This is a genomic window from Pseudomonas sp. NCCP-436 (assembly GCF_019656335.1).
Taxonomy (GTDB): domain Bacteria; phylum Pseudomonadota; class Gammaproteobacteria; order Pseudomonadales; family Pseudomonadaceae; genus Aquipseudomonas.
Window position 1 is genome coordinate 339,502 of sequence record NZ_BPLZ01000002.1, and the last position, 25,748, is coordinate 365,249.

The following is a 25,748-nucleotide window of genomic DNA, read 5'->3' on the forward strand; positions in this document are numbered from 1 at the left end:
TTGAATGCAAGGCAGCAAAATCAGTCGTCGCTATCGGACTGGTGCGCAGACTGCACGTACTGCCCTGCTGTACAGAACCAAACGGATGGCCCGCAACCTCCGGGCCTGGAGTGCTAGGTGATGATCCGGAGCAGTCCGCCGGTGGACGATGTCAGCGTCCGCCGCCGGCGCAGTGTCATGTTGTTGACCTTGTTGGTCGTTCTGGCCTGCGTGCTCATCCTGTGCGTCTGGCTGATTACTCTGCAGCGCGTTGCCTTCGAACGCGATCAGGCCATGGCTGCGGCGATGAAGTCCAATGCAAGCCTGGCCATCGCCTTCGAGCAGCAGGTCTCGCGTACTCTCCGGGCGGCCGAGCAGGTGGCGGTCTTCGTCCGTGAGCAGTATCAGCAGAAGGGAGACGACATTGATCTGCGTTCCTGGGTGGAGGAAGGGATCATCCGCGAGAAGATCTTTACCATCATCAGTGTGGTAAACGAGCACGGCGAGGTGGTCAGCAGCAGCCAGAGTAACGGCCCGGTGAACTATGCCGACCGGGATTTCTTCATCGCCCAGCGCAACGCCCGGGATGACCGCCTGTTTATCAACCCGCCAGTGCTCGGACGGGTTTCCGGGCGCTGGCTGATCCCTCTGTCACTGCGTATGGAGCGGGAGGATGGCAGCTTTGCCGGGGTGGTGGTGCTGGCGGTCAGCCCGGTGGATGTCACCCGTTTCCTCCAGCGCATTGATCTCAAGTCACAAGGTCTGCTCGAACTCAGCGGTCTTGATGGCGTAGTGCGCGCTCGGCGTATCGGTCAGCACAGCGAATTTGGCCTGGATGCGCGTCCGCTGGCCTGGTTCGAGCGGCGCAGGCAGCAACCGGTTGGTGAATTCTATGATACGGGCGAGGCGCTGGACGGCGTTTCCCGACTGGTGAGTTACCGTACCCTGAGCGACTACCCGCTGATGGTTACCGTCGCCACGGCCTATGCCGAGGAACTGGAGGCTACCCTGCAGCGTCGTACTACCTACCTGGTGGCGGCGCTGGGCGTTACCCTCGGGGTGATGTTGTTTACCGGCCTGCTGCTGATCCTGTTGCAGCGCCAGCGCGCGGCCACCGATGCCCTGCAAGGCAGTGAGGCGCTGTTCCGCGCCACCTTTCATCAGGCAGCAATGGGTATTGCTCATATCACCCCCGAGGGCGGCATCCTGCGTGTCAACCAGAAGTTCTGTCGCATGCTCGGGCGGCCGCCTGAACGCTTGCAGGGGCACAACATTTTCGAACTGAGCGACGCTGCATCGGCCAGCGCCACGCGCAGCTTTCTGCAGAAGCAGCTCGCCGATTGCGCTGCATCGGACTCGGCGGAACTGGAGAAGACTTACCGTCGAGATGACGGCACGCTGCTGTGGGTCTGCGAGGCGCTCGGCGTGGTGCGTAACTCCCTGGGCCAGGCGGAGTTTCTGGTGCTGGTCGCACAAGACATCACCGCGCGCAAGAATCTGGAAGCACGATTATCTTACGAGGCTCAGCACGATGTACTGACCGGGCTGGCCAACCGTATCTGTTTTCGCGAGCAGCTTGATCGGGTTCTGGGACTGGGGCGCAGTCAAGGACGCCTCTCTGCAGTGTTGTATATCGACCTGGACGGTTTCAAGGCGATCAATGACAGCTACGGGCACGTTGCTGGCGATATGCTGCTGCAACTTGTGGCCCGGCGTCTGGAGGGCTGTGTACGCAGCGAGGATACCGTAGCCCGTTTCGGCGGAGATGAGTTCGGCATCCTGCTTACCAACCTCAATAGTAGGCATGACTGCGAAGTGGTTGCTCGCAAGGTACTGGAGGTGCTGGAGCGGCCTTTCCAGTTGGGTGGTCATGTGGTGCGCATCTCAGCCAGTGTCGGCGCGGCGATGTACGAACTGCATGGTCGCGATGGCCACGAACTGGTGGCGCTTGCCGATAAGGCCATGTATTCGGCCAAGCACGCCGGCAAGAATCGTTTCTGTTGGGCAGTGGAGCAGGTCTGAGAGTCCCGTTGGTGCAAACCAAGAAGTGTCTGCAGGGCCAGCCAGGAAATGGCTTAGTCCAGCCGATAGCGTGTCAAATCGGCCTTGTTCAGCAGGCGCAGCTTGCCCGGGGCGAGTCGGTAGATGTCTTGGGCCAGACGGGCGTCTACGCCCATTTCGCGAAAGTAGCTGGCTGGGTTGAACGCCTGCCGGCCGTGAATGGCCTGGGCCAGGGCTGAATCGCCTGCATTAAAGGGGGGGCGGCGCAGAGCCACATGGCCGTTGATGGTGCGTTTCTTGCCCGCCGCCAGCAGGTAGATGCAGCTGCCTTGGCAGAGGCCGTCGGACGGTACCAGAGTCTCGAAGCCGGTTTCCCGCAGCAGGCGGCCCATACGGATGGCCTCCGGTGCGCTGCCACCGATGCTGTCGAGCAGGACGATTTTGCGTTTGTAGCGGCCGGGATTGTCGCGCAGGCCCTGAAGCAGCCTTTCATAGTCACCCGGTACGATCTCCTCAGCGATACGTGCAGCCAGCAGGCCGGAGCTGGCCTCTACCGTCACCTGTGCCAGGGTGGCCGGAGTGACGAGTAGGGAGATGACAAGCAAAGCAAGACGCAGGGTGGACATTGGCAGGGGCGTAATATGGATCAGGGAGGCAGAAGATACCTGTCCTGCGTGTAGCATGCACCTGCCTCAGCCGTTCCCGGCGCGGCATTGCAGGCGCCATGCCCAGGCGAACAGCGCGAGGCCGCCAAGTGCCGTGACGGCACCAATGTAGCCGGTAACCGTCCAACCCATCCCGGCACTGATGGCCAGGCCGCCCAGCCAGGGGCCAAGGGCGTTGGCGATGTTGAAGGCTGCATGATTGGACGCGGCCGCCAAGGTTTGCGCGCCGCTGGCTACATCCATCAGATGGGTTTGTAGTGCCGGTCCGAGAGCAATCATGGTTCCCAGGGCGAAAATCGCCGGCAGCACTGTCCACAGGCTGTGTGCGGCCAAGGGGAAGAGCAGCAGCACCAGCGTGCTCCAGGCCAGGATCCAGGCCACTGCGCGCAGGCGCAGACGGTCGAACAGCCAGCCTCCGGCGCTGTTGCCGACGATGCAGCCGGCGCCGAACACGCCCATGGCCAGCGGAATCCAGCCGGGACCGGTGCCGGTCACTTCCAGCAGAGTGGGCGCCATGTAGCTGAACACACAGAACATGCCGGCAAAGCCGATGGCACCAATACCCAGGGCCAGCCAGATCGGAGCGCGGTTGAAAGCTCGCAGTTCGCCGGACGGGCTGCTGCGCTGTTCGTGCGGATCGCTTGGCAGAAATGCAGCCACCATGGCTACGGTGCTGAGGGCAATGAGCCCCACCAGAGTAAAGGCATAGCGCCAGCTCATGAACTGACCGAGCCAGGTGGCAAGTGGGTTACCGATCAGGATTGCTATGGTTAATCCCATCAGTACGCGGCTAACGGCCTTGGCGCGCTGGTGCGGCGCTGCCATGGAGGCCGCCACCAGCATGGCGATACCGAAATAGGCGCCATGTGGCAGGCCCGCGATGAAGCGGAACACCAGCAACGGCTCGTAACGCGGAGCCACAGCGCTGGCAAAGTTGCCGAGGGCAAAGCAGCTCATCAGCAACAGCAGCAACAGCCGGCGTGGCAGGCACGCACCTAGCAGGGCCAGCAGTGGAGCTCCGACTACCACGCCCAGAGCGTAAGCGCTGATCAGGTGACCGATCTGTGGTTCGCTGACGCCCAGATCCTGCGCCACGTTGGGCATCAGACCCATGATGGCAAATTCGCCAGTGCCGATGGCAAAGCCCCCAAGCGCCAGTGCCAACTGAATGAGAAGAACGGCGCCGGGCGACAAAGTGGCCGTAGCTGAGGAGGAGGTGTCCATGAAAGGCCTAAGGGCGGGAGATCAGGCTATCGATTATAGGTGGACGGCAACTGCCTGGATACCGGCGGTCGCTCTGCGACGGGGCTTGCAGGCCTTTGTTGAAGGGCAGGTGCCGCTGACGGCACCTGCGTCGGTCTACTTCAACCGCGCGCCGGGATGCTCAGGCCATGCTGTACCGCTGGACGGGCAAGGAAGGCTTCGAGCACGCGGCGCACGTTGGTAAAACGTTCGAATTGCACCAACTCGCCGGCCTCGTAGAAGCCAATCAGGTTACGCACCCAAGGAAACACGGCAATATCGGCGATACTGTACTCGCCGACGATCCACTGGCGTCCTTCCAGGTGTCGATCGAGTACACCAAGCAGGCGTGTCGACTCGGCCGCGTAACGGTCACGTGGGCGCTTGTCTTCGTACTGGCTGCCGGCAAACTTGTGGAAGAAGCCGAGCTGGCCGAACATCGGACCGACCCCGCCCATCTGCCACATCAGCCATTGCAGCGTTTCATAGCGTCGTGCCGGATCTGCCGAGAGCAGACGGCCGGTCTTTTCCGCCAGGTAGATCAGGATCGCGCCGGACTCGAACAGTGGCAGCGGTTTGCCGTCCGGGCCGTCGGGATCGAGGATGGCTGGGATCTTGTTGTTTGGGTTTAACGAGAGAAACTCGGGACTGAGCTGGTCTTGGCTGTCAAAACTGACCAGATGCGCTTCGTAGGGTAGACCAAGTTCCTCCAGCATGATCGAGACCTTGACCCCGTTGGGTGTGGGCAGCGAGTAGAGCTGCAGGCGATCCGGGTGGCGGGCCGGCCATTTGCGGGTGATGGCGAATGAACTGAGATCGGTCATACGGGCTCCAGAACAGGTGACGAGACGGTGTGATCAGAACATGGATCGGCAGCCGCGGAAAATTGATCTGCCAGTTATTTCTCATCAACCGGAACGATGTTGCCCGGTTCCCTGCGCGTGCGCGAGCCGGTATGGTTCGCTTTTTTATCATCCGGCAAGGGAGTCCATCGGCATGAGCCTGCAAGGTACCTACGATCCCCAGAACATCTTCGCCAAGATCATTCGTGGCGAGGCCCCCTGCTACAAGCTCTACGAGGATGATCAGGTGCTGGCCTTTCTCGACCTGTTCCCGCAGTCGAAAGGGCACAGCCTGGTGATCCCCAAGCGCATCGAGGCGCGCAATCTGCTGGAAATCGACGAGGCCAGCCTGGCCAGGGTCATGGCGGTGGTGAAGAAGGTGGCGCAGGCGTTGATCGACGAGCTGCAGCCCGATGGTGTGCAGGTGGCGCAATTTAACGGCGCACCTGCCGGGCAGACGGTGTTCCATCTGCACATGCATGTGATCCCGCGCTTTGTCGGAGAGAATCTGGGCATTCACGCCGCCGGCAAAGCCGATCCGGCCGAGCTGGAAGCGTTGCAGGTGCGCCTGGCGAAGCGTCTTCAGGACTAACGGGGATTGTCGGCAGCGGCGCGACTTGCCCGCTGCCTTGCCTGCGCCAATACTCAGACGGCATTCATCTGCCCATGGAGGGCTTCATGCGCTCGATCTGTATCGTGCTTTCCCTGTTGCTGGCCGGTTGTTCTTCGTACCGTGGCAATCCCGAGGACATCCGTCCAGTTTCGGAGGATCGCCTGCTGGCGTTTCAGGAGCCTAGGGCCGAGGATGCCCGGATTGTTGTCAATCGCGATTTTGGTGTGATGGGGGGTGGTTGCTACGTCGCCATCGAGGTGGATCGTCAGGTGGCCGCCCGCATTGGCGTAGGTGAAGTGGCGACCTTCCACGTGCGCCCGGGTACCCGAGTGGTGGGCATTACGCCGGATCGTATGGACGATACCCTGTGCGGCCTGGGCAGGCTGCTGCGAGAAGTGGCGGTACCACTTCGTGAGGGGGAGACTCAGCGGCTGCGTATTATCAGTCAGAACCGTGGGGGGTTCGATATCGTCCCGGACACGCCCTGACGGGCGGCCCGTCGCCCTTAGTCCGTGCGCCAGAGGATCTCGCTGACACCCTCGGAATCGACCTTGATCCAGCGATCGGCCTGTTCCTCGTCCTCGTCCTCGACCCAACTGCCGGGAGCACAACGCACCTGTACACCGAGTGCCGCATGGGCGTCGCGTGCGCAGGCCAGGTCGTCCGTCCAGGGCGTGCTATCGCTTTCCAGGTAGAGGCTGTGCCACTTGCCCACAGCGCCCGGCAGCCAGGTCACCGGTATCGTGCCGGCGCTGCACTTGAAGGTCTGGCCCTGCTGTCGCCAGTTGTCGCAGGGGCCGAGAGCTTTCTCCAGCCATGCCGTCACGGCATCACGCTCGACGTCTTTCAGGTAGATCTCGATATCGGGTTGGCGCATGGCATTCAGTCCTGGTGTTTGACGATCCAATCGTAGCGGATGGCAACGGTCACTTCTAAGGGCTCGGCAATCACAGCTTGCCGTCGTTCGGCGCTGGCTCGCCAGCCGTGCGGCGTCATTGCCAGCAGATCGGCGCGTGCCTCGGCGTTGTCGAGTGGCAGGCGGTAACGCAGGGTTTCGCTGTGTGTCAGATGCATACCGGGCGGAATCAGCGACAGGTGCTTGCGGTCGTCATAGTCGCGCACCTCATCGTACAGTTTCTGGCGCAGCTCCAGCAGGTGTTCACGGGTTGGTCCCACGCGCAACAGGCCGCCACCGTTCGTTAGCAGTCGGCGCGCCTCATTCCAATCCAGCGGGCTGAATACGCTGGCCAGCAGGTTGCAACTGGCGTTGGCCAGCGGCACCCGCGCCATGCTTGCTACCAGCCAGGTCAGTTGTGGCGCCCGTCGGCATGCACGCCTGACTGCCTCGCGAGAGATGTCCAGGGCATGGCCGTCGGCATCGGGCAGGGCGCTGGCGATCTGCTCGGTGTAATAGCCCTCGCCGCAGCCGATGTCCAGCCAGCGTGCCGGCGTGCGTTCGGCGGCCAGTTCGGCCAGGCGTCGGGCCAGGGGCGCGTAGTGGCCACCGTCGAGAAAGCGCCGGCGCGCTTCGACCATGGCCTGGTTGTCACCGGGATCGCGGCTGTTCTTGTGCTGTACCGGCAGTAGGTTGTAGTAGCCCTGGCGGGCGCGGTCGAAGCTGTGCCGGTTGGCGCAGGCCAAGCCACTGCCGTTGGGTTCGAGTGGTTGTTGGCAGAGGGGGCAGACAAGCATCTTGGGCTATCCGCGAACCGTGCGCCGCAGCGCAACCGGCAGTAGGGTGAAAGGCAGGCAGCGACGAGACATATCGCGCGGATAGGCCAGCAAGGCGTAGCGCCCGGGCCGCTGCCGTGGTGCAGGCAGCGGCGACAGGCTACTGCGGTAGGCAGCCGGATACATAAGGATCTTCATGCGAGCAGTTTCACCAGCGTCCGGTAGTAGATTTCGGTGAGCAGATCCAGATCGCTGGCCAGTACCCGCTCGTTGATCTGGTGGATGGTGGCATTGACCGGGCCCAGCTCGACTACCTGGGTGCCCAGGGTGGCGATGAAGCGTCCGTCGGAGGTGCCGCCACTGGTCGAAGGAGTAGTCTCGCGTGCGGTGACTTCGTGAATGCTGGCGCTGACTGCATCGAGCAACTCGCCCGGCTGGGTGAGGAACGGCAGGCCGGACAGCGCCCACTCCAGGTGATAGTCGAGGCCGTGTTTGTCGAGAATCGTCCGAACTCGCTGCTGCAGTCCCTCGACTGTGGACTCGGTGGAAAAGCGGAAGTTGAATACCGCCTTTAGTTCTCCCGGTATCACGTTGGTGGCGCCGGTTCCGGCGTTGAGATTGGAAATCTGAAAACTGGTTGGCGGGAAGTAGGCGTTGCCGTCGTCCCAGTGCTCGGCGGCCAGCTCTGCCAGTGCCGGCGCAGCCAGATGGATGGGGTTTCTGGCCAGGTGAGGGTAGGCCACGTGGCCCTGTTTGCCGTAGACGGTCAGGGTGCAGCCTAGCGAACCGCGGCGGCCGTTCTTTACCACGTCGCCGAGCAGGTTGGTGCTGGAGGGTTCGCCGACGATGCACCAGTCCAGGCGCTCGGCGCGTTCGCGCAGGCGCTCGACCACCGCGCGGGTGCCGTGCTGGGCCGGGCCTTCTTCGTCGCTGGTGATAAGAAAGGCGATGGCGCCCTTGTGCGAGGGATAGTCGGCAACGAAGCGTTCGACGGCGACGATCATGCTCGCCAGGCTGCCCTTCATGTCTGCCGCACCGCGACCACAGAGCATGCCCTGATCATCGATGCATACGTCGAACGGCTGATATTGCCAGGCATCCAGAGGGCCGGTAGGCACCACGTCAGTATGGCCGGCGAAGCATAACACTGGGCCTTCGCCGCCACGACGAGCCCAGAAGTTCTCCACTTCCTCGATACGCATGGGCTCTACCTCGAAGCCGCAGGCGGCCAGACGGCGCATCATCAGTTCCTGGCAGCCTTCGTCGAGCGGGGTGACGGAAGGGCGGCGGATCAGGTCGAAAGCGAGCTCCAGGGTAGGGGTCAGGGTGGCGGTCATCGTGGCTCCGGTACAGCGGCAGGCGTGAAGGTCGGCCATCTTAAAGCAAAAGCCCGAATGTCGCAGGTGCTGCAGCTGAGCAGCAGGCTTGGGCCGTTGGCACGCCGGGCCTATAATCGCGTTCCTCTCATCAACCCAGCCCGGCGCAGCCGGCCTGCTTCCGAGACTGAAATGAATACAGAGGATCAGCGTTTTGGCGGCATCGCCCGACTCTACGGGCAGGAGGGCTACCGGCGTCTGGCGGCGGCGCATGTAGCGGTGGTCGGCATCGGCGGCGTGGGCTCGTGGGCGGCCGAGGCTCTGGCCCGTAGTGGGGTGGGCGAGATATCCCTATTCGATCTTGATGATGTCTGCATCACCAATACCAACCGGCAGCTGCATGCTCTGGACGGTACTGTGGGCAAGCCCAAGGTCGAGGTAATGGCCGAGCGCATCCGTGCCATCAATCCAGCCTGCATAGTACGTGCGGTGGCAGACTTCGTGACCCGCGAAACCATGGCTGCTTACATCACCGAACAGCTCGACGGAGTCATCGACTGCATCGACAGCGTACCGGCCAAGGCGGCTCTGATCGCCTGGTGCAAGCGGCGCAAGATCCAGATTGTTACCACCGGTGGTGCTGGCGGGCAGATCGATCCGACGCAGATCCAGTTTGCCGACCTGAACAAGACCTTCAACGATCCACTGGCCGCCAAGGTGCGCTCGATGCTGCGCCGCGACTACGGATTCTCGCGCACACCTGGCCGCACCTACGGAGTGCCCTGCGTGTTTTCCACCGAACAACTGCGTTATCCAAAGCCTGACGGCAGCGTGTGCCAGGCCAAGGGCTTCGTCGGTGAAGGCGTTCGCCTGGACTGTGCCGGTGGTTTTGGCGCGGTGACCATGGTAACCGCGAGCTTTGGCCTGGCGGCCGCTGCCAAGTTGGTGGACAAACTGGTGGCCGGAGCCAGGCGCCCGGCTGAGCGCCGTTCCAGAAGCTGAGGCTCTGCTGCCAGTCTCCTGCTTGTCTATGCTGAAGAACTGAAGGCGTTGCCGGTGTTGGCGACCTGCAGTCTACGAGTCGAGGTGCCCGTGAGAGCGAGTTCTTCACAGACCAGATGGCGGACATGCTTTCTGGCGCTGCCCATGCTTTGCGCCATGTTCCTTCCATTGCAGGCCGAGCCGCGTCAGGTGCGCATAGGTACGGGCGACTGGGCGCCCTATGTGGATCAGCAGCAAGGCGACGGTGGTGCTTTGCCACGGCTGGTTAGCGCTGTGTTTGCCGAGGCTGGCTATCAGGTCGAATACTTCTTCCATCCTTGGGATCGCAATGTGTTGCTGCTGCAGCAAGGCCAACTGCACGCCATCATGCCTTACAGTTGCAGCCCCAGCCGACTCAACTACGGTCTGTGTAGCGATCCTCTGGTGCGGGGTGAGCTGGTGCTGTTCCATCGGCGGGAGCGGTCTTTCGACTGGGAGCGCATTGAGGATTTGCAGGGCTACCGGATCGGTACGACGCTTGGTTACTCGTACGGGCTCCTGTTCGACGAGGCCCTGCGCGATGGGCGCTTGAGTGTGCGCCAGGGCAGCAAGGACGATACCGGTTTCCGTCTGCTGGAACTGGGGCGCATCGATCTTCACCCGCAGGATCGGGCTGTCGGCTACGCCATGCTGCGCCGCCTTTTCCCGATAGATGGCGGTAGCATCACTCATCATCCCCGTTACCTGAACAGTGAGTCCTTGCGCCTGCTGTTTCGCCGTGATCATCCCGAAAGTGCCGAGCTGCTGCGTCTCTTTAACGCCCACTTGCGCCGTTTTGCCCAGAATGGTGATTTGCAGCGACTGCAGCAGGCGGTTAACAGCGGCAATGCCGATGACTGGCAGCCCGGCAAGCTATGAGCGAGCGCGTTATGCACGGCCGACTTAGGTTGTCTGTGCCAGTTCGCGCATGCGCTGCAAAACTGCATTGAGTCCGTTGCTGCGCGATGGCGACAGTTGTTTCTGTAGGCCGAGCCGGGCGAACCAGTCGTCGAGATCGAGGTTGAGCAGTTCCTTACTGCTTAGCCCCTCTACTCGTACCAGCAGCAGCGCCAGCAGGCCGCGTAGCAGACGTGCCTCGCTGTCGGCGCGAAAGTGCAGGCGGCCGTCGCGTTGTGTCGCTGCCAGCCACACGCGGCTTTCGCAGCCATGAATCCGGTGCGCGTCCGTCCGCTCGCTATCGTCCAGTGGCTCCAGCCGTTCGCTCCACTGCATCAGCAGGCGCGCCCGCGCTTCCCAGCCGGAGCAGGTGGCAAAGGCTTCCTCGGCCTGAAGGGCGCTTTGTGCAAGAGTCATCGCAGCAGCTCCAGTGCCTTGTCCAGGGCATCGAAGAAACGCTGAAGATCTGCCCCGTCGTTGTACAGCCCCAGCGACACACGAATTGCTCCGGGCAGTTGCAGGCGCTTGAGCAACGGCATGGCGCAGTGATGGCCGGCACGCACGGCGATACCCTGTTCGCTGAGCAACTGGGCCAGATCCGCATTGTGTACAGCATCGACATGGAAACAGGCCAGCGCCTGCTGCGGCTCACCGAGCAACCTGACGCCGGCACGCTGGCGCAGGCCGGCCAGCAGCCGCTGATGCAGCGCCGCCTCATGGGCCGCAACCGCCTGCTGATCCAGGCTGGTGAGCCAGTCCAGCGCGGCGCCAAGGCCGATTACCGCCGAGACCGGTGGTGTACCTGCTTCGAAACCCAGCGGTGCCGGGCGGAAGCGAGCAGTCTGATAGTCAGCCTCAAGCACCATCTCGCCACCGAACTGCCAGTGCTGCAGGTGGGCCAGTGCATCGCGGCGACCATAGAGCAGGCCGACGCCATCCGGGCCGTAGAGCTTGTGGCCCGAGCAGACGTAGAAATCACAGCCTAGCGCCTGTACGTCCGGCCGCTGGTGAACCGCGCCCTGGGCACCGTCCACCACGCTGATCGCACCCATCTGACGGGCCTGTTGCAGCAGCGGTTGCAGTGACTGCCGGCGGCCGAGCACGTTGGATAGTTGCGACACTGCCAACAGTCGGGTACGTGGGCCGATCAGGCTGCTGGCGGCATCCGGATCGATATCGCCTGCGGCGGTCAGCGGCAACACAGCCAGCTTTAGCCCCTGGCGTTGAGCAAGTTGCTGCCAGGGCAGCAGATTGGCGTGATGTTCCTGTGCGCTGATGACGATCTCGTCACCTGCTCGAAACAGAGTCTGCAGTCCGTAGGCCAGCAGGTTGAGAGCCTCGGTAGTGCCGCGGGTCAGGATGATCTCTTCGCGACTGGCCGCATTCAGCCAGGTGGCTGCCTTGTCGCGGCTGGCCTCGAAGGCACGGGTGGCCCGCTCGCCCGGCAGGTGCTGGGCGCGATGGACATTGGCCGCACCGCCGGCCAGGTAACCGAGCAGGGCGTCGATTACCGCCTGAGGCTTTTGCGCAGTGGCGGCACTGTCCAGATAGGTCTGGCCTTCGGCCTCTAGGGCGAGGATGCCGGGAAAGTCGCTACGCCAGGGGGAGATCAGTGACATGAATGCTTCCAGAGAGCATCTGGCCGTTAAAGGTTGGATTTAACCTGTCGCCAGCGGTCACCAGAGACAGTACGCAATAAGGCAAGGATCGATCCGGGCTTTGCCGGTCTGAATGAGCGATCCGAGCCTTATTGCAACCCAATGGGCTGGCGCAGCAGCGTTAAACCAACTTCTCAGTTGTGAGCGTGCAGAGCTTCGTTCAGCTCGATGGCCGACTTGTGGGTCTTGCACTCTACGGCGCCGGTCAGCGAATTGCGGCGGAACAGCAGATCCGGCTGTCCGGCCAGTTCGCGGGCCTTGACGACCTTGACCAGGGCGTTGTTCTCGTCCAGCAGGTTCACCTTGGTACCGGCGGTGATGTACAGGCCGGCCTCGACGGTATTGCGATCGCCCAGCGGGATGCCGATGCCGGCGTTGGCGCCGATCAGACAGCCTTCACCCACGCTGATGACGATGTTGCCGCCGCCGGACAGGGTACCCATGGTGGAGCAGCCACCACCCAGGTCGGAACCCTTGCCGACGTACACGCCAGCCGAGACACGGCCTTCGATCATGCCCGGACCCTCGGTGCCGGCGTTGAAGTTGACGAAGCCCTCATGCATCACCGTGGTGCCTTCGCCGATGTAGGCACCCAGGCGCACGCGGGCGCTATCGGCAATGCGCACGCCGGCCGGTACGACGTAATCGGTCATTTTCGGGAACTTGTCCACCGAGAATACTTCCAGCAGCTTGCCCTTCAGGCGTGCTTCGAGCTGGCGTTCGGCCAGTTCGCTGAGATCGATCGCACCCTGGCTGGTCCAGGCAACGTTGGGCAGCAGCGGGAAGATGCCGGTCAGGTTCAGGCCGTGCGGCTTGACCAGTCGATGCGACAGCAGGTGCAGCTTGAGGTAGGCCTCGGGGGTGCTGGTCAGCGGCGCATCTTCGGCGAGGAAGGTGGCCACCAGTGGGTTATGGCTTTCGGCCAGACGGGTCAGCAGGGCGGACTGGGTCGCGTCGACGGTCTTGAGCGCTTCGGCCAGGTCAAGGGCCTGGCTGGTGCTGAAGGTGATGGCCTGATTGCCGCCCTGGTAGCCGAGCTGCTCTGCAGCCAGGCTGGCCAGTTCACTGGCCGGCTTGAGCAGGGGCAGGGCGTAGAAGACTTCCAGCCAGTTGCCCTGACGGTTCTGGGTGCCGACGCCGAAGGCGAGACTAAAGAGAGTGGTGCTCATGGAGTAGGTTCCTTGCAGCAAAGTCGTGGAAAGGTTTCAGGCCAGCGCGGCCTGGTAGGCATCCGATTTGAAGCCGATCAGCGTTTTATTGCCCAGATCCAACACCGGGCGTTTGATCATCGAGGGCTGGGCCAGCATCAGTTCGATGGCCTTGTTCTGATCAAGGTCGGCCTTTTGCGTCTCATCAAGCTTGCGGAAGGTGGTGCCGGCACGGTTGAGCACTGTTTGCCAGCCATGCTCGTTGCACCATCTTTCCAGGCTGGCGCGGTCGATCCCGGCGCTCTTGTAGTCGTGAAAGCGGTAATTCACCTGGTGTTCGTCGAGCCAGGTACGGGCTTTTTTCATCGTGTCACAGGCCTTGATGCCATACAGCACGAAAGTCATTGATCTTCCTCTCACGTGTGGCGAGCCGGAATTATCCGGAAAATGCGATTGGCGATTATGCCATGGAGCGCTTTGTCGTGGCGCGGAGCGTCGCAGCGCCTGTCGCCGGGTTAGAATGCGTTTCTTTTCTCCCAATCCGCCGGAACCACCTATGCAGCTACTTCACACCATCCTGATCATGCTTCTGGTGGTCAGTGGAACGCGCATCACCGCCCAGTTCATTCCTTTGCCTCTGCCGCTGCTGCAAATACTGGTCGGTGCTCTCTTGGCAGTTCCGGTGTTCGGGTTGCATGTGCGGCTGGAGCCAGAGCTGTTTTTACTGTTGTTCATTCCGCCGCTGTTGTTCGTCGATGGCTGGCGCATGCCCAAGGGACAATTTCGCCAGCTGCGCACACCGATCCTGCTGCTGGCCTTTGCGCTGGTGTTCTTTACCATTCTCGGCGCGGGCTACTTCATTCACTGGCTGCTGCCACAGGTGCCGCTGGCGGCCTGTTTTGCACTGGCGGCGGTGCTCTCGCCCACCGATGCGGTGGCAGTATCGGCCATTGCCCACGGGCGCTTGCCGGCTACCCTGAACAACCTGCTGCAGGGCGAGGCGCTGATGAATGATGCTTCCGGCCTGGTGGCCTTCAAGTTTGCAGTGACCGCTGTACTGACCGGGGTGTTCTCCATCGGCGATGCCAGCCTGCAGTTCATGCTGGTGGCGGTCGGCGGGCTGCTGGTAGGGGTGGTGCTGAGCTATCTGCTGGGGCGTCTAAGGGCCTGGATGATCGCCCGCGGCTGGGAGGATCCGGCTTCGCACGTGCTGCTGCTGCTGTTGTTGCCGTTTGCCGCCTATGTGACGGCCGAGCATCTGGGACTGTCGGGCATTCTTTCGGCGGTAGCCGCCGGGATGATGCAGAGTCGTCTTGATCTGCTGCCGAAACAGACCACCACGCGTCTACTCAACCGCAGTGTCTGGACGCTGCTGGAGTTTACCTTCAACGGGCTGATCTTCCTGCTGCTCGGGCTGCAGCTGCCGGATATCGTCACGGCGGCACTGGCTAACCACGAGGATGTATGGGCATTCCTGGGCTGGGCATTGCTGTGTGTAGTGAGCATCTATGTGGTGATGATGTTGCTGCGCTTTGTCTGGGTCTACGGTTACTGGCGCTGTTCAGGAGCCTGGCGACGCCTGCGCGGGCGACCGACGCGTTTTGCCGGTCAGTCGCGAATGGCGCTGAGTGCGGTTCTAACCCTGGGCGGGGTACGCGGGGCAGTAACGCTAGCCGGTGTCATGTCGCTACCCTTGCTGCTGAACAGTGGTGAGGCGTTCCCGGAGCGGGATCTGCTGATCCTGATTGCCGCCGGTGTGATCCTGCTGTCGCTGCTGGTGGCGGCGATGACGCTGCCAAGGATCCTGCCGCTGCTGCCGCAGGACAACGTGGCACTGCACGAACAGGCACTCAATCGTCATCGCTCGCGGATACTGGAGGCAGCCATCCGCTATCTGGAAAGCGAGGATGAGCGTGCCGCGGATGCCGAAAGTGCGGTGGCCTCGGCCGAGATAAAAGCCAAGCTGATGAGCGAATATCGTGAGCTGCTGGGGCGTACCGGTACGACAGAGGAAGTGCGCGAAAAAGTGCGCGAGATGGATCGACTGGAATATCGTCTGCGTCTGCAGGCTTTGCGCACCCAGCGTCTGGAACTCTACCGCATGCGCAAGGATGACGAGCTGGATGACGACCTGCTGAGCGAAATCCTGCGCGATCTAGATATTGCCGAGGCGCGACTGAACAAGGGCTGAGGCGGGCGGCGCGCAGAGTCGCCGCCCGCTGCACTCAATTGCTACGCAGGAAGCGGGCGATTCGCTCGGCGGCTTCGATGCACTCGGCCAGTGGGGCTACCAGTGCCATGCGCACACGACCGGCGCCGGGGTTGACGCCATTGACCTCGCGCGACAGGTAGGAGCCGGGCACCACGGTCACGTGTTCGGCGGCGAATAGCTTGCGGGTGAAGGTGGTGTCGTCGCCCGGAGTTTTCGCCCAGAGATAGAAACCACCGTCCGGACGCTGTACATCCATCACTGGTGCGAGGATCTGCAATACGGCATCGAACTTCTCTCGGTACAGGTCGCGGTTGGCGCGCACGTGCGCCTCGTCGTTCCAGGCGGCGATGCTGGCCAGTTGGGTTTGTACCGGCATGGCGCAGCCGTGGTAGGTACGGTATAGCAGGAAGGCCTTGAGGATGTCGGCGTCACCGGCCACGAAGCCCGAGCGCAGTCCCGGCAGGTTGGAACGCTTAGATAGGCTGTGGAACACCACGCAGCGCTTGAAATCGCTGCGGCCCAGCTCGGCACAGGCGGTCAGCAGGCCTGGCGGGGGAACGTCCTCGTCAAAGTACAGCTCGCTATAGCACTCGTCGGCAGCAATCACGAAGTCGTACTGGTCGGCCAGAGCGATCAGCTTCTTCAGGACTGGCAGTGGAATCAGCGCGCCAGTGGGGTTGCCAGGGGAGCAGAGGAACAGGATTTGGCAGCGTTGCCAGACCTCTTCCGGCACTGCGTCAAAGTCCGGGTTGAACCCCTGCTGCTCCAGACATGGCAGGTAGTGTGGCTCGGCTCCGGCGAGCAGGGCGGCACCTTCGTAGATCTGGTAGAAGGGGTTGGGGCTGACCACCAAGCCTTTGGCGCTGCGGTCGACCACGGTCTGAGTGAAGGCGAACAGTGCTTCCCGAGTGCCGTTGACCGGCAGCACATGCCGTGCGGCATCCATCCAGCCAGCAGGCACGGCGAAGCGCTGCTCGCACCAGTTGACGATGCTCTGGCGCAGCTCTGCCAGGCCCAGAGTGGTGGGATAGACCGCCAGTTTGTCCAGGCTGTCGGTCAGAGCCTGGGCAACGAAGTCGGGTGAGCGATGTTTGGGTTCGCCGATGGACAGGGCGATTGGCGAGCGATCGGCGGCGGGTTGTGCTCCGGCGAGCAGGGCGCGGAGCTTTTCGAACGGGTAGGGCTGCAGCTGGGCGAGGGCGGGATTCATGGTCTTTGGGCATGTCCTGTTTGGGCAACAACAAGGCTGCGGACACTAGCACGCGAAGCCGTTCCGGGAAATTCCCGATTGCTGACCGTTTGTTATCCGTTTAGGTCGCGTTGACGATAGTTGCGGGGCTCAAGCATGGGCAGTGGCGGCCGATATGCCGTTTCTCCGAAACCTCTTCCTGTGAGTCCTGCCCAGTCATGCGTACCATCAAGTTCAGCCACAAAATCATGCTGGCTGCGTCCCTGGTCGTTATTGTCGCCTTTGCATCCTTTGCTTTTTATAACGACTACCTGCAGCGCACCTCCATCCGCCAGGGATTGGCGAACTACCTGAATGATGTAGGGGTGGTGTCGACCAGCAATATCCAGCACTGGCTGGAAGGGCGCATGCAACTGCTGGACAGCCTTGCGGAATCGGTGGAGGAGGATAGCTCGGCTGTGGCGCTGACGAAGAGCCTGCAACAGCGCAGTGTTGCTTCGGCGTTCCTGTATGCCTATTACGGCGAGGCCGACGGCACCTACACGCAGTACCCGCCGAGCAGTCTGCCTGCCGGCTATGACCCGCGCCAGCGGCCCTGGTACAAGAGTGCGGCTGGCATGAATGGGCCGGGCCTCACGCCGCCCTACCTGGCGGCGGATCCTCGCGATGGCATGCTGATCACCATTACCCGGCCGATTCTGGCTGGCGGCGGCCTGCAAGGCGTGGTGGGCGGCGACCTGAAGTTGCAGACGGTGGACGATATTCTCAATTCCTTCGATCTGGGCGGCATGGGCTATGCCTTCATGGTCGATGAGCAGGGCACCGTTTTGCTGCACCCGGACAAGGAGCGAGTACTCAAGCGTCTTTCCGATATCTATCCGACGGGAGCTCCACGTCTCTCATCGGAGTTGCAGAGTGTCACCGGGCCTGATGGCAGCGAGCGCATCGTCACCTTCCAGCCGGTGAGCGGGTTGTCCGGTGTGCGCTGGTATGTGGGCTTCTCCATTGACGAAGACAAGGCCTTCGCCGCTCTGCATGAATCGCGTCTGTCGGCGCTGATGGCCACGCTGATCGGTGTGGTCACCATCCTGGTGCTGCTGGGCATGCTGATTCGCTTCCTGCTGCGGCCGCTGCATCTGATGAGCCAGGCCATGAGCGGCATTGCCGACGGCGAGGGGGATCTGACCCAGCGTCTGACGGTGGCCTCCGGCGACGAATTCGGCGAGTTGGCCGAGGCTTTCAATCGTTTCGTCGAGCGTATCCACGAGTCGATTCGCGAGGTGGCCTCGGCCACGCGTGAGGTGCATGCACGGGTCAGTACCGTGGTGCAGGCTTCCAATGCCTCTATGAGCAATTCCAGCGAGCAGGCGGTGCGTACCGACAGCGTGGCGGCGGCGATCAACGAACTCGGCGCCGCCGCCCAGGAAATTGCGCGCAATGCTGCCGATGCCTCGGTGCAGGCCAGTGAGGCGCGGCGCGATGCTGAAGAAGGCCAACACATGGTTGAGCGCACGCTGGGCTCGATGTCGGAGCTGTCACAGAAGATTCAGGCGGCAGGCACTCATATTGAGATGCTCAGCGAGAAAAGCGACGACATCGGGCAGATCCTCGATGTCATCAAGGGCATTTCCGAGCAGACCAACCTGCTGGCGCTCAATGCCGCCATTGAGGCTGCCCGTGCGGGCGAGGCCGGGCGTGGTTTTGCCGTGGTGGCCGACGAGGTGCGCAACCTGGCACAGCGCACGCAAAGCTCGGCGCAGGAAATCCAGCAGATGATCGAACAATTGCAGGCGGGTGCCCGGGAGGCCGTGGCTACCATGACGGAGAGCCGACGCTACAGTGACGATAGTGTGCGCATCGGCGAGCAGGCAGGCGACAATCTGCGTGGCGTGACCCGGCGTATCGGGGATATCGACGGGATGAACCAGTCGGTGGCCACCGCCACGGAAGAACAGACCTCGGTGATCGAGAGCCTGAATATGGACATTACCGAGATCAACGTCCTCAACCAGGACGGAGTACGCAACCTGGAGGCCAGTTTGAGTGCCTGTACCGAGCTTGACCAGCAGGTGCTGCGGCTTCGGCAACTGGTAGACAGCTTTAGGATCTGACAGGAGGCCCGGATTATCGATCCGGGCCTCTGTTTCAGAAGGTGATATCGCTCGTCTGGCTGGAGGTAATGCTTGGCTCGGCCAGCTTGCTGATGATGGCCTGCTGCAGGCGGGCGCAAAACTCCGGGTCGGACAATGGCTGATTGTCGGCATCGGTGATGAAGAACACGTCTTCTACCCGCTCGCCGAGGGTGGCAATCTTGGCGTTTTGCACCGACAGATCGTATTCCAGGAAGATCCTGCCGATGCGTGCGAGCAGGCCCGGACGGTCCGGAGCGGTCAGTTCCAGGATGGTGACTGGTCGCTGCGCGTCGTTGTGGATGGTCACCTGTGGGGCGAAGGCGAAGTGCTTAAGCTGGCGCGGCACTCTGCGCTGGATGATGGTGGGGTATTCGTCCGGATTTTTCAGCGCTTCGATCAGGCCATCGCGGATTTGCTGGATACGCTGCGGGTTGTTGCCGATTGGGCTGCCGTCGGCCTCCAGCACCACGTAGGTGTCGAGGGTGAACTGGCTGGTGGAGGTGATGATCCGGGCGTCGTGGATGTTCAGGTTGAGCTGGCTCATGGCCGCCACCGTCACCGCGAAGAAGTCATGCTGATCCGGGGCGTAGATAAAGATCTGCGTGCCACCCTCGAACTCGTGCTGGGTGGTTTCCTTGATCAGCACCAGTGGGCCGGCATCGTCGGGATGGTGCAGGATAGCCTCGGTGTGCAAGGCGACGTCGTCGGCAGTGTGACGCAGGAAGTAGTCGTCGCCCAGCTGGCTCCATAGCTGTTCGGCCTCGTCCTGGTCGGTGCCGGCGCGCAGCAGTATGTCCAGTGCCGCGCTTTGCGTCTGGCGAATCTGCTCCTCGCGATCCAGTGGATTCTCCAGGCCGCGACCGAGGGCGCGTTTGGTCTCGGTGTAGAGCTGGCGCAGCAGGCTGGCGCGCCAGGAATTCCATAGGCGTGGGTTGGTGGCGTTGATGTCGGCCACGGTGAGCACGTAGAGGTAGTCCAGGCGAGTCTGGTCGCCGACGAACTGGGCGAAGTCGTGAATTACCTGTGGATCCGACAGATCCTTGCGCTGCGCGGTGGTGGACATCACCAGATGGTTCTGCACCAGCCAGACGATCAGTGCGCTGTCCCAGGCCGGCAGGTGGTGGCGGCGGGCGAAAGCCTCCGCGTCCACTGCGCCCAGCTCGGAGTGATCGCCGCCGCGCCCCTTGCCAATGTCGTGGTAAAGACCGGCCAGGTAGATCAGCTCTGGCTTGGGCAGTTTGTCGATCAGCTCGCTGGCCAGCGGAAACTTCTCGGCCAGCTCCGGCCAGCGGAACTTGCGCAGGTGCTTGATCAGATTGAGGGTGTGAGCATCCACCGTGTAGATGTGGAAGAGGTCGTGCTGCATCTGCCCGACAATATGGCCGAATTCCGGCAGGTAGCGGCCCAGAATGCCGTAGCGGTTCATCCGTCGCAGGTTGCGGTGGATACCTTCACGGCATTTGAACAGCTCAATGAACAGGCTGGTATTGCGGATGTCCTTGCGGAAGTCTTCGTCGATTTGCTCGCGACTGTCGCGCAGCAGACGAATGCTGTCGGCGCGCATGCCCTTGATCTGCGGATTCTGGGCCAGCAGCACGAAGACTTCGAGGATTGCAAAAGGGGTGCGTCGGAATACGTTCGGGTGGGTGACCTCGATATAGCCGTCACGTACCTGGAAGCGACTGTTCAGCGGCGTTGCCGGGCTGCTCTCGCTGCTGCGCAGGATGACTTCCTCGAAGTGCTGGTTGATCAGATCCGACAGCTCCGAGATGCCCATCACTACACGGTAGTACTTCTGCATGAAGTGCTCGATGCTGCGCCTGCCGTTGCCATCCTGATAGCCGAGCAGTGCAGCTACCTTTGCCTGGTAGTCGAACAGCAGACGATCCTCGGCGCGATCTGCCAGCATGTGCAGGGCGTAGCGTACTTTCCAGAGAAATTCCTGGCTGGATGAGAGCAGGGCATACTCGCTCTCCAGTAGAAAACCCTGGCCGACCAGCGCCTGCAGGTTGAGGGTGCCGAATTGGCGGCGGGCAACCCAGAGCACGGTCTGGATATCGCGCAGCCCGCCGGGTGAACCCTTGATGTTCGGCTCAAGATTGTATTCGGTGTCGTTGTATTTGGCGTGGCGCGCTTTGCGCTCGTCGCGCTTGGCCAGGTAGAAAGCCTGGCTTGGCCACATGGCATGCGTGTCGGTGACCTGCTGCATGCGCTGGCGTAAATGCTCCGGGCCGGCGATGGTGCGGCTTTCCATCAGGTTGGTTATAACCGTCAGATCGGCGCGGGCCTCTTGGGCGCATTCGTTCACCGAGCGCACGCTCTGCCCCACCTCCAGGCCGATATCCCAGAGCAGAGTGAGAAAGCCCTCAATGGAGTCGCGGAAGAGCTCGTGATCGTCATCGCCGAGCAGGATCAGCAGGTCGATATCAGAGTAGGGGTGCAGCTCGCCGCGGCCATAGCCGCCGACCGCTACCAGGGAAATGGCGCTCTCGTCGCTCCAGGAAAAGCGTTTCCAAGCTTCCTGCAGAATGTGGTCGACGAACCAGGCGCGCTCCTGCACCAGTCGGCGGATGTCGTGTCCGGCGCGGAAACGTGCGTCGAGCACCTCATGAGCCTGACGAATGGCCTTCTTGAAGGCGGCAATGGGGCTGGACTTCAGGGCCAGTTCGGCCTGGAACTGGCCGCGGTCAAACAGTTCGGGATCCGTCTGCGACATGGCGTTCGCCATCCTCTGAAAGATCAAAGGGGGCGAACTGCCCCCAGGGGCTGGTGGGGGCGATTGGAGTTAGCGGCCGACTGCCGTGCGGGCGATGGTGTCGTCGCCGCGTAGCGTAAGAATTTCATAGCCGTCGGCGGTGACCAGCACGGTGTGCTCCCACTGGGCAGAAAGCTTGCGATCCTTGGTGATGGCGGTCCAGCCGTCGCCCAGCAGGCGGGTTTCCGCGCGGCCCTGGTTGATCATCGGCTCGATGGTGAAGGTCATGCCTTCCTTCAGTTCCATGCCGGTACCGGCCTTGCCGTAGTGCAGTACCTGGGGCTCTTCGTGGAACACCGCACCGATACCGTGACCACAATATTCACGTACAACAGAAAAGCCGTTGCGCTCGGCGTGCTTCTGGATCACCTCGCCAATATCGCCCAGGCGGGTACCCGGCTTGACCAGTTCGATACCTTTATAGAGGCATTCCTGGGTGATCCGGGTCAGGCGTTCGGCCCACTCGGCGACTTTGCCGACCATGAACATCTTGCTGGTATCACCATGGTAGCCATCCTTGATCACAGTGATGTCAATGTTGAGGATGTCACCATCCTTCAAAGGCTTGTCATTGGGAATGCCGTGGCACACCACATGGTTGATCGAGGTGCAGATGGACTTGGGGAAACCCTTGTAGTTGAGCGGCGCGGGAATGGCCTTCTGCACGTTGACAATGTAGTCGTGGCAGATGCGGTCGAGTTCTTCAGTGGTGACGCCCGGCCTGACATGTTCACCGATCATCTCCAGCACTTCGGCAGCCAGACGGCCGGCCACGCGCATTTTCTCGATTTCTTCGGGGGACTTGATGGTGACGGTCATGGCAACTCTCAGGGCAAGCGGTAAAGAAAGGCGCCATGTTAGCAGGTTCTGCAGACAGGCCCCAAAGCTCCCTTGGTGGTCGACAGTGCGGGAGCGTCTTAAGGGGGAAGCTTTATAGCCTGTTGCGCTTTTTTGTGGTATAAAACGCGCCGCTTTGCGGGCAGTGCGCCCTCCAAGCCTGAACCCACACACGTATCGACACGGTTTCCTGGGTGCCTGAAAGGGTTGGAAACTGGGATGCGTGGAGGCCTAACCCGACTTATTTAAGGAACTATCATGTCCCAAGTCACCATGCGCGATATGCTGAAGGCCGGTGTGCACTTCGGCCACCAGACCCGTTACTGGAACCCGAAAATGGGTAAATACATTTTCGGTGCGCGCAACAAAATTCACATCATCAACCTCGAAAAGACCCTGCCGATGTTCAACGAGGCGCTGTCCTTCGTTGAAAAGCTGGCTGCCGGCAAGAACAAGATCCTGTTCGTCGGTACCAAGCGTTCCGCTGGCAAGATCGTTCGTGAAGAAGCTGCTCGTTGCGGTTCGCCGTTCGTCGATCACCGTTGGCTGGGCGGCATGCTGACCAACTACAAGACCATTCGTGCTTCGATCAAGCGCCTGCGCGAGCTGGAAACCCAGTCCCAGGACGGCACCTTTGCCAAGCTGACCAAGAAAGAAGCTCTGATGCGCACCCGTGATCTGGAAAAGCTGGATCGTAGCCTGGGTGGTATCAAGGACATGGGTGGTCTGCCGGACGCTCTGTTTGTGATCGACGTTGATCATGAGCGTATCGCTATCACCGAAGCCAACAAGCTGGGTATTCCGGTTATTGGTGTGGTCGATACCAACAGCAGCCCGGAAGGTGTTGACTACGTCATCCCGGGTAACGATGACGCCATTCGCGCCATCCAGCTGTACATGAGTGCCATGGCCGATGCTGTGATTCGTGGTCGCAGCAATGCTGGTGGCGCCACCGAAGAGTTCGTCGAAGAAGCCCCGGCTGCCGAGAGCGCTGAAGGCTAAGCGTCCGCGTCAGGCATCTGGCGTTATGCGCTTGTGCAAGAAGGGGGCTAGGCCCCCTTTTTGCCACCCACAGATTTGATTTGGTTGAAGACCTACCGAGAGGATTTTCAAGATGGCAGAAATTACTGCAGCCCTGGTTAAAGAACTGCGCGAGCGTACTGGCCAAGGCATGATGGAGTGCAAAAAAGCCCTGGTTGCTGCCGGCGGCGACATCGAGAAAGCCATTGATGACATGCGCGCCTCCGGTGCCATCAAGGCCGCCAAGAAGGCTGGCAACATTGCTGCTGAAGGTGCCATCGCTGTTCGCGTTGAAGGTGGCCGTGGTGTGATCATCGAAGTCAACTCGCAGACCGACTTCCTCGCTCTGCAGGACGACTTCAAGAACTTCGTCAAAGAAAGCATCGACGAAGCCTTCGAGCAAAACCTGACCGACGTCGCTCCGCTGGTTGCTTCCCGTGAGTCGGCCCGTGAGGCTCTGGTGGCCAAGACCGGCGAGAACGTCAACATCCGTCGCTTGAGTGCTGTTGCCGGTGAAACCGTTGGTTCCTATCTGCACGGTCACCGTATCGGCGTTCTGGTTGTTCTCAAGGGCGGCAACGAAGAGCTGGCCAAACATGTGGCCATGCACGTGGCTGCCTCCAACCCGGCCGTAGTGACTCCGGATCAGGTTTCCGAGGAGCTGATCGCCAAGGAGAAAGAGATCTTCCTGCAGCTGAACGCCGAGAAGATCGCCGGCAAGCCGGAAAACATCGTTGAGAACATGGTCAAGGGTCGCATCAACAAGTTCCTGGCCGAAGCCAGCCTGGTCGAGCAAGCCTTCGTCATGGATCCGGAAGTCAAGGTTGGTGATCTGGTGAAGAAGGCCGGTGCCGAAATCGTTTCCTTCGTACGCTTCGAAGTGGGCGAAGGCATCGAGAAGGTCGAGACCGACTTCGCTGCCGAAGTTGCCGCTCAGGTTGCTGCCAGCCAGCAGTAAGCGGTTCGGCCAGAGGGTTGCTGGTCATTTTGCCGCGACTGCGGTTTGGTCGCCGAGTCGGCTGCGGGCGTGACGTTGGTCTTGTCCGCGACACTGCCGGTGTGATCAGCAATCCGGTCCCCTAAGAGGCTGCTCGCTTGCGCGTGCGGCCTCTTTGCCAAATAGCGGGGTGACAATGCATTAGCGGCCGTGCAACCAACGGTCGGTGGCACAATCGAAGTGCCGAGTAATCAGCAGCACTGGCTGCTCACGAATTTCCAATCGCCGCAGGAGAGACTTGCAATGGCTCAGCAGACGACGGGTCGCCAACCTCGCTACAAACGCATTCTGCTCAAACTGAGCGGCGAAGCTCTGATGGGATCCGAGGACTTCGGCATCGATCCCAAGGTGCTGGATCGCATGGCGCTTGAAGTCGGCCAGTTGGTCGGCATTGGCGTGCAGGTTGGCCTGGTGATCGGTGGTGGCAACCTGTTCCGTGGTGCCGCACTGTCGGCGGCCGGTATGGATCGCGTTACCGGCGACCACATGGGCATGCTGGCGACTGTGATGAACGCGCTGGCCATGCGTGATGCGCTGGAGCGATCGAACATCCCCGCCATCGTGATGTCGGCAATCTCCATGGTGGGCGTAACTGACCACTATGATCGTCGCAAGGCCATGCGCCACCTCAAAAGTGGTGAGGTGGTGATCTTTGCCGCCGGTACCGGCAACCCGTTCTTTACCACCGATTCGGCTGCTTGCCTGCGGGCCATCGAGATCGACGCGGACGTCGTTCTGAAGGCGACCAAGGTTGATGGCGTGTACACTGCCGACCCATTCAAGGATCCGCATGCCGAGAAGTTCGAACGGCTGACCTATGACGAGGTGCTGGATCGCAAGCTGGGTGTGATGGATCTGACAGCTATCTGCCTGTGCCGCGATCACAACATGCCGCTGCGGGTCTTCAACATGAATAAGCCGGGCGCCCTGCTCAACGTGGTTGTAGGTGGCGCCGAAGGAACTCTGATCGAGGAGGATGCACAATGATCAACGATATTAAGAAAGCCGCCCAGGCGCGCATGAGCAAGTCCCTGGAAGCGCTGGATCGCAACCTGGCCTCCATTCGTACCGGTCGCGCCCATCCCAGCATTCTGGACAGCGTCAAGGTTCCGGCCTGGGGTAGCGAAATGCCGCTGAATCAGGTGGCCTCCATTACCGTTGAGGACGCTCGTACTTTGAAGATCGTCGCGCATGACAAGAACCTCAGCGCTGCTATCGAGAAGGCCATCCTGACCTCGGATCTGGGCCTGAACCCGAGCAGTGCAGGCACCACCATCCGTGTGCCGATGCCGGCTCTGACGGAGGAAACCCGCAAGGGCTACACCCGTCAGGCGCGCGGTGTCGCCGAGGAAGCCAAGGTTGCGGTGCGCAACGTGCGTCGGGACGCTTTGGCCGAGCTGAAGAAGCTGTCCAAGGCCAAGGAGATCAGCGAGGATGAAGAGCGTCGCGCGGCCGACGAGCTGCAGAAAATCACTGACAAGTTCATTGCCGACGTGGACAAGGCGCTGGAGCTCAAGGAAGCGGATCTGATGGCCGTCTGACGGCTGAGCACCA

Annotated in this window: 25 protein-coding genes and 1 pseudogene; 12 read left to right on the forward strand and 14 right to left on the reverse strand. The window is 61.6% G+C overall.

The annotated features are described in order from the left end of the window. Positions 1-120 precede the first annotated feature (120 nt). The gene (locus NCCP436_RS03710) at positions 121-2,001 is read left to right on the forward strand and encodes a diguanylate cyclase domain-containing protein (protein ID WP_220802440.1); all 1,881 of its coding nucleotides are present in this window, start codon (positions 121-123) and stop codon (positions 1,999-2,001) included. A gap of 53 nt (positions 2,002-2,054) precedes the next feature. Here NCCP436_RS03710 and NCCP436_RS03715 read toward each other — a convergent pair whose 3' ends face one another. From NCCP436_RS03715 to NCCP436_RS03725, 3 genes are all read right to left on the reverse strand, one after another. Then, positions 2,055-2,606, reverse strand: coding sequence for a hypothetical protein (locus tag NCCP436_RS03715; RefSeq protein ID WP_220802441.1), 552 nt, complete (start codon positions 2,604-2,606; stop codon positions 2,055-2,057). Positions 2,607-2,672: 66 nt separating this feature from the next. After that, complete coding sequence (locus NCCP436_RS03720; protein WP_220802442.1) at positions 2,673-3,869, reverse strand: MFS transporter; 1,197 nt, start codon at positions 3,867-3,869, stop codon at positions 2,673-2,675. A 140-nt stretch (positions 3,870-4,009) separates the two neighbouring features. Then, a complete protein-coding gene (locus tag NCCP436_RS03725) occupies positions 4,010-4,711 on the reverse strand; it encodes a glutathione S-transferase N-terminal domain-containing protein (protein ID WP_220802443.1) in 702 nt (233 codons plus the stop codon). 172 nt (positions 4,712-4,883) lie between these two features. On the opposite strand from NCCP436_RS03725, the gene NCCP436_RS03730 reads away from it, so the two are divergent. Both NCCP436_RS03730 and NCCP436_RS03735 read left to right on the forward strand, forming a co-directional pair. Next, entirely contained in the window at positions 4,884-5,321 is a 438-nt protein-coding gene (locus NCCP436_RS03730; protein ID WP_220802444.1) for an HIT family protein, read from the forward strand. Between the two features lie 86 nt (positions 5,322-5,407). Further along, positions 5,408-5,830 carry a 3-isopropylmalate dehydratase gene (locus NCCP436_RS03735; RefSeq protein ID WP_220802445.1) on the forward strand — a complete coding sequence of 141 codons (423 nt, stop codon included), beginning with the start codon at positions 5,408-5,410 and terminating at the stop codon, positions 5,828-5,830. Between the two features lie 17 nt (positions 5,831-5,847). On the opposite strand, the gene NCCP436_RS03740 is transcribed toward NCCP436_RS03735, so the two are convergent. The 4 genes from NCCP436_RS03740 to dapE are packed head-to-tail and all read right to left on the reverse strand — an operon-like array spanning position 5,848 to position 8,350. Beyond that, on the reverse strand, positions 5,848-6,219 hold the full coding sequence (locus tag NCCP436_RS03740; RefSeq protein ID WP_220802446.1) for a hypothetical protein: 372 nt from the start codon (positions 6,217-6,219) through the stop codon (positions 5,848-5,850). Positions 6,220-6,224: 5 nt separating this feature from the next. Next, the gene (locus NCCP436_RS03745; protein WP_220802447.1) at positions 6,225-7,034 is read right to left on the reverse strand and encodes a putative RNA methyltransferase; all 810 of its coding nucleotides are present in this window, start codon (positions 7,032-7,034) and stop codon (positions 6,225-6,227) included. Positions 7,035-7,040: 6 nt separating this feature from the next. Next, positions 7,041-7,211 carry a hypothetical protein gene (locus NCCP436_RS03750; RefSeq protein WP_220802448.1) on the reverse strand — a complete coding sequence of 57 codons (171 nt, stop codon included), beginning with the start codon at positions 7,209-7,211 and terminating at the stop codon, positions 7,041-7,043. Next, positions 7,208-8,350, reverse strand: a complete 1,143-nt coding sequence (gene dapE / locus NCCP436_RS03755) for a succinyl-diaminopimelate desuccinylase (protein WP_220802449.1) — start codon at positions 8,348-8,350, stop codon at positions 7,208-7,210. Before dapE ends, NCCP436_RS03750 begins: the two co-directional genes overlap by 4 nt. A gap of 171 nt (positions 8,351-8,521) precedes the next feature. Here dapE and tcdA point away from each other — a divergent pair, with 171 nt between their 5' ends. Beyond that, complete coding sequence (tcdA, locus tag NCCP436_RS03760; RefSeq protein ID WP_220802450.1) at positions 8,522-9,331, forward strand: tRNA cyclic N6-threonylcarbamoyladenosine(37) synthase TcdA; 810 nt, start codon at positions 8,522-8,524, stop codon at positions 9,329-9,331. Between the two features lie 156 nt (positions 9,332-9,487). After that, positions 9,488-10,228, forward strand: a complete 741-nt coding sequence (locus NCCP436_RS03765; RefSeq protein ID WP_259651435.1) for an ABC transporter substrate-binding protein — start codon at positions 9,488-9,490, stop codon at positions 10,226-10,228. 24 nt (positions 10,229-10,252) lie between these two features. On the opposite strand, the gene NCCP436_RS03770 is transcribed toward NCCP436_RS03765, so the two are convergent. The 4 genes from NCCP436_RS03770 to NCCP436_RS03785 form a co-directional block, all read right to left on the reverse strand. Next, positions 10,253-10,663 (reverse strand): SufE family protein, encoded by a 411-nt coding sequence (locus tag NCCP436_RS03770; RefSeq protein WP_220802452.1) that lies wholly within the window; start codon positions 10,661-10,663, stop codon positions 10,253-10,255. Next, positions 10,660-11,865: an aminotransferase class V-fold PLP-dependent enzyme gene (locus NCCP436_RS03775; RefSeq protein ID WP_220802453.1), complete on the reverse strand. Its 1,206-nt coding sequence runs from the start codon at positions 11,863-11,865 to the stop codon at positions 10,660-10,662. The genes NCCP436_RS03770 and NCCP436_RS03775 overlap by 4 nt, the downstream gene beginning before the upstream one ends. A 173-nt stretch (positions 11,866-12,038) precedes the next feature. Continuing rightward, positions 12,039-13,073, reverse strand: a complete 1,035-nt coding sequence (gene dapD / locus NCCP436_RS03780) for a 2,3,4,5-tetrahydropyridine-2,6-dicarboxylate N-succinyltransferase (RefSeq protein ID WP_220802454.1) — start codon at positions 13,071-13,073, stop codon at positions 12,039-12,041. A 36-nt stretch (positions 13,074-13,109) separates the two neighbouring features. Then, a complete protein-coding gene (locus tag NCCP436_RS03785) occupies positions 13,110-13,457 on the reverse strand; it encodes an ArsC family reductase (RefSeq protein ID WP_220802455.1) in 348 nt (115 codons plus the stop codon). 151 nt (positions 13,458-13,608) lie between these two features. Here NCCP436_RS03785 and NCCP436_RS03790 point away from each other — a divergent pair, with 151 nt between their 5' ends. Continuing rightward, positions 13,609-15,243, forward strand: a complete 1,635-nt coding sequence (locus NCCP436_RS03790; RefSeq protein ID WP_220802456.1) for a Na+/H+ antiporter — start codon at positions 13,609-13,611, stop codon at positions 15,241-15,243. Positions 15,244-15,277: 34 nt separating this feature from the next. On the opposite strand, the gene dapC is transcribed toward NCCP436_RS03790, so the two are convergent. After that, a complete protein-coding gene (dapC, locus tag NCCP436_RS03795) occupies positions 15,278-16,474 on the reverse strand; it encodes a succinyldiaminopimelate transaminase (protein WP_220802457.1) in 1,197 nt (398 codons plus the stop codon). Between the two features lie 227 nt (positions 16,475-16,701). Between dapC and NCCP436_RS17755 the strand changes: the two are divergent. Next, a pseudogene (locus tag NCCP436_RS17755) lies at positions 16,702-17,709 on the forward strand (cache domain-containing protein); the annotation flags it as partial. A 90-nt stretch (positions 17,710-17,799) separates the two neighbouring features. Then, positions 17,800-18,564, forward strand: coding sequence for a methyl-accepting chemotaxis protein (locus tag NCCP436_RS17760; RefSeq protein WP_375709467.1), 765 nt, complete (start codon positions 17,800-17,802; stop codon positions 18,562-18,564). Positions 18,565-18,598: 34 nt separating this feature from the next. Here the strand turns inward: NCCP436_RS17760 and NCCP436_RS03805 are convergent, their stop codons facing one another. Continuing rightward, complete coding sequence (locus tag NCCP436_RS03805) at positions 18,599-21,301, reverse strand: [protein-PII] uridylyltransferase (RefSeq protein WP_220802459.1); 2,703 nt, start codon at positions 21,299-21,301, stop codon at positions 18,599-18,601. 69 nt (positions 21,302-21,370) lie between these two features. After that, complete coding sequence (gene map / locus NCCP436_RS03810) at positions 21,371-22,159, reverse strand: type I methionyl aminopeptidase (RefSeq protein WP_220802460.1); 789 nt, start codon at positions 22,157-22,159, stop codon at positions 21,371-21,373. Between the two features lie 276 nt (positions 22,160-22,435). Between map and rpsB the strand changes: the two genes are divergently transcribed. The 4 genes from rpsB to frr all read left to right on the forward strand — a co-directional run bounded on the left by rpsB (position 22,436) and on the right by frr (position 25,735). After that, the gene (rpsB, locus tag NCCP436_RS03815) at positions 22,436-23,179 is read left to right on the forward strand and encodes a 30S ribosomal protein S2 (RefSeq protein ID WP_220802461.1); all 744 of its coding nucleotides are present in this window, start codon (positions 22,436-22,438) and stop codon (positions 23,177-23,179) included. A gap of 112 nt (positions 23,180-23,291) precedes the next feature. After that, positions 23,292-24,155, forward strand: coding sequence for a translation elongation factor Ts (gene tsf, locus NCCP436_RS03820; RefSeq protein WP_220802462.1), 864 nt, complete (start codon positions 23,292-23,294; stop codon positions 24,153-24,155). A gap of 282 nt (positions 24,156-24,437) precedes the next feature. After that, complete coding sequence (gene pyrH, locus NCCP436_RS03825; protein ID WP_179624470.1) at positions 24,438-25,181, forward strand: UMP kinase; 744 nt, start codon at positions 24,438-24,440, stop codon at positions 25,179-25,181. Further along, positions 25,178-25,735 (forward strand): ribosome recycling factor, encoded by a 558-nt coding sequence (gene frr, locus NCCP436_RS03830; protein ID WP_220802463.1) that lies wholly within the window; start codon positions 25,178-25,180, stop codon positions 25,733-25,735. Before pyrH ends, frr begins: the two co-directional genes overlap by 4 nt. The last annotated feature ends 13 nt before the right edge of the window (positions 25,736-25,748 follow it).

What these genes read in the sequence shown, in the direction of transcription:
- NCCP436_RS03710 (WP_220802440.1), top strand. Translation starts at nt 121, where the DNA reads ATGATCCGGAGCAGTCCGCCGGTGGACGATGTCAGCGTCCGCCGCCGG.
- NCCP436_RS03715 (WP_220802441.1), bottom strand. Translation starts at nt 2,606, where the DNA reads ATGTCCACCCTGCGTCTTGCTTTGCTTGTCATCTCCCTACTCGTCACT.
- NCCP436_RS03720 (WP_220802442.1), bottom strand. Translation starts at nt 3,869, where the DNA reads ATGGACACCTCCTCCTCAGCTACGGCCACTTTGTCGCCCGGCGCCGTT.
- NCCP436_RS03725 (WP_220802443.1), bottom strand. Translation starts at nt 4,711, where the DNA reads ATGACCGATCTCAGTTCATTCGCCATCACCCGCAAATGGCCGGCCCGC.
- NCCP436_RS03730 (WP_220802444.1), top strand. Translation starts at nt 4,884, where the DNA reads ATGAGCCTGCAAGGTACCTACGATCCCCAGAACATCTTCGCCAAGATC.
- NCCP436_RS03735 (WP_220802445.1), top strand. Translation starts at nt 5,408, where the DNA reads ATGCGCTCGATCTGTATCGTGCTTTCCCTGTTGCTGGCCGGTTGTTCT.
- NCCP436_RS03740 (WP_220802446.1), bottom strand. Translation starts at nt 6,219, where the DNA reads ATGCGCCAACCCGATATCGAGATCTACCTGAAAGACGTCGAGCGTGAT.
- NCCP436_RS03745 (WP_220802447.1), bottom strand. Translation starts at nt 7,034, where the DNA reads ATGCTTGTCTGCCCCCTCTGCCAACAACCACTCGAACCCAACGGCAGT.
- NCCP436_RS03750 (WP_220802448.1), bottom strand. Translation starts at nt 7,211, where the DNA reads ATGAAGATCCTTATGTATCCGGCTGCCTACCGCAGTAGCCTGTCGCCG.
- dapE (WP_220802449.1), bottom strand. Translation starts at nt 8,350, where the DNA reads ATGACCGCCACCCTGACCCCTACCCTGGAGCTCGCTTTCGACCTGATC.
- tcdA (WP_220802450.1), top strand. Translation starts at nt 8,522, where the DNA reads ATGAATACAGAGGATCAGCGTTTTGGCGGCATCGCCCGACTCTACGGG.
- NCCP436_RS03765 (WP_259651435.1), top strand. Translation starts at nt 9,488, where the DNA reads ATGTTCCTTCCATTGCAGGCCGAGCCGCGTCAGGTGCGCATAGGTACG.
- NCCP436_RS03770 (WP_220802452.1), bottom strand. Translation starts at nt 10,663, where the DNA reads ATGACTCTTGCACAAAGCGCCCTTCAGGCCGAGGAAGCCTTTGCCACC.
- NCCP436_RS03775 (WP_220802453.1), bottom strand. Translation starts at nt 11,865, where the DNA reads ATGTCACTGATCTCCCCCTGGCGTAGCGACTTTCCCGGCATCCTCGCC.
- dapD (WP_220802454.1), bottom strand. Translation starts at nt 13,073, where the DNA reads ATGAGCACCACTCTCTTTAGTCTCGCCTTCGGCGTCGGCACCCAGAAC.
- NCCP436_RS03785 (WP_220802455.1), bottom strand. Translation starts at nt 13,457, where the DNA reads ATGACTTTCGTGCTGTATGGCATCAAGGCCTGTGACACGATGAAAAAA.
- NCCP436_RS03790 (WP_220802456.1), top strand. Translation starts at nt 13,609, where the DNA reads ATGCAGCTACTTCACACCATCCTGATCATGCTTCTGGTGGTCAGTGGA.
- dapC (WP_220802457.1), bottom strand. Translation starts at nt 16,474, where the DNA reads ATGAATCCCGCCCTCGCCCAGCTGCAGCCCTACCCGTTCGAAAAGCTC.
- NCCP436_RS17760 (WP_375709467.1), top strand. Translation starts at nt 17,800, where the DNA reads ATGAGCAATTCCAGCGAGCAGGCGGTGCGTACCGACAGCGTGGCGGCG.
- NCCP436_RS03805 (WP_220802459.1), bottom strand. Translation starts at nt 21,301, where the DNA reads ATGTCGCAGACGGATCCCGAACTGTTTGACCGCGGCCAGTTCCAGGCC.
- map (WP_220802460.1), bottom strand. Translation starts at nt 22,159, where the DNA reads ATGACCGTCACCATCAAGTCCCCCGAAGAAATCGAGAAAATGCGCGTG.
- rpsB (WP_220802461.1), top strand. Translation starts at nt 22,436, where the DNA reads ATGTCCCAAGTCACCATGCGCGATATGCTGAAGGCCGGTGTGCACTTC.
- tsf (WP_220802462.1), top strand. Translation starts at nt 23,292, where the DNA reads ATGGCAGAAATTACTGCAGCCCTGGTTAAAGAACTGCGCGAGCGTACT.
- pyrH (WP_179624470.1), top strand. Translation starts at nt 24,438, where the DNA reads ATGGCTCAGCAGACGACGGGTCGCCAACCTCGCTACAAACGCATTCTG.
- frr (WP_220802463.1), top strand. Translation starts at nt 25,178, where the DNA reads ATGATCAACGATATTAAGAAAGCCGCCCAGGCGCGCATGAGCAAGTCC.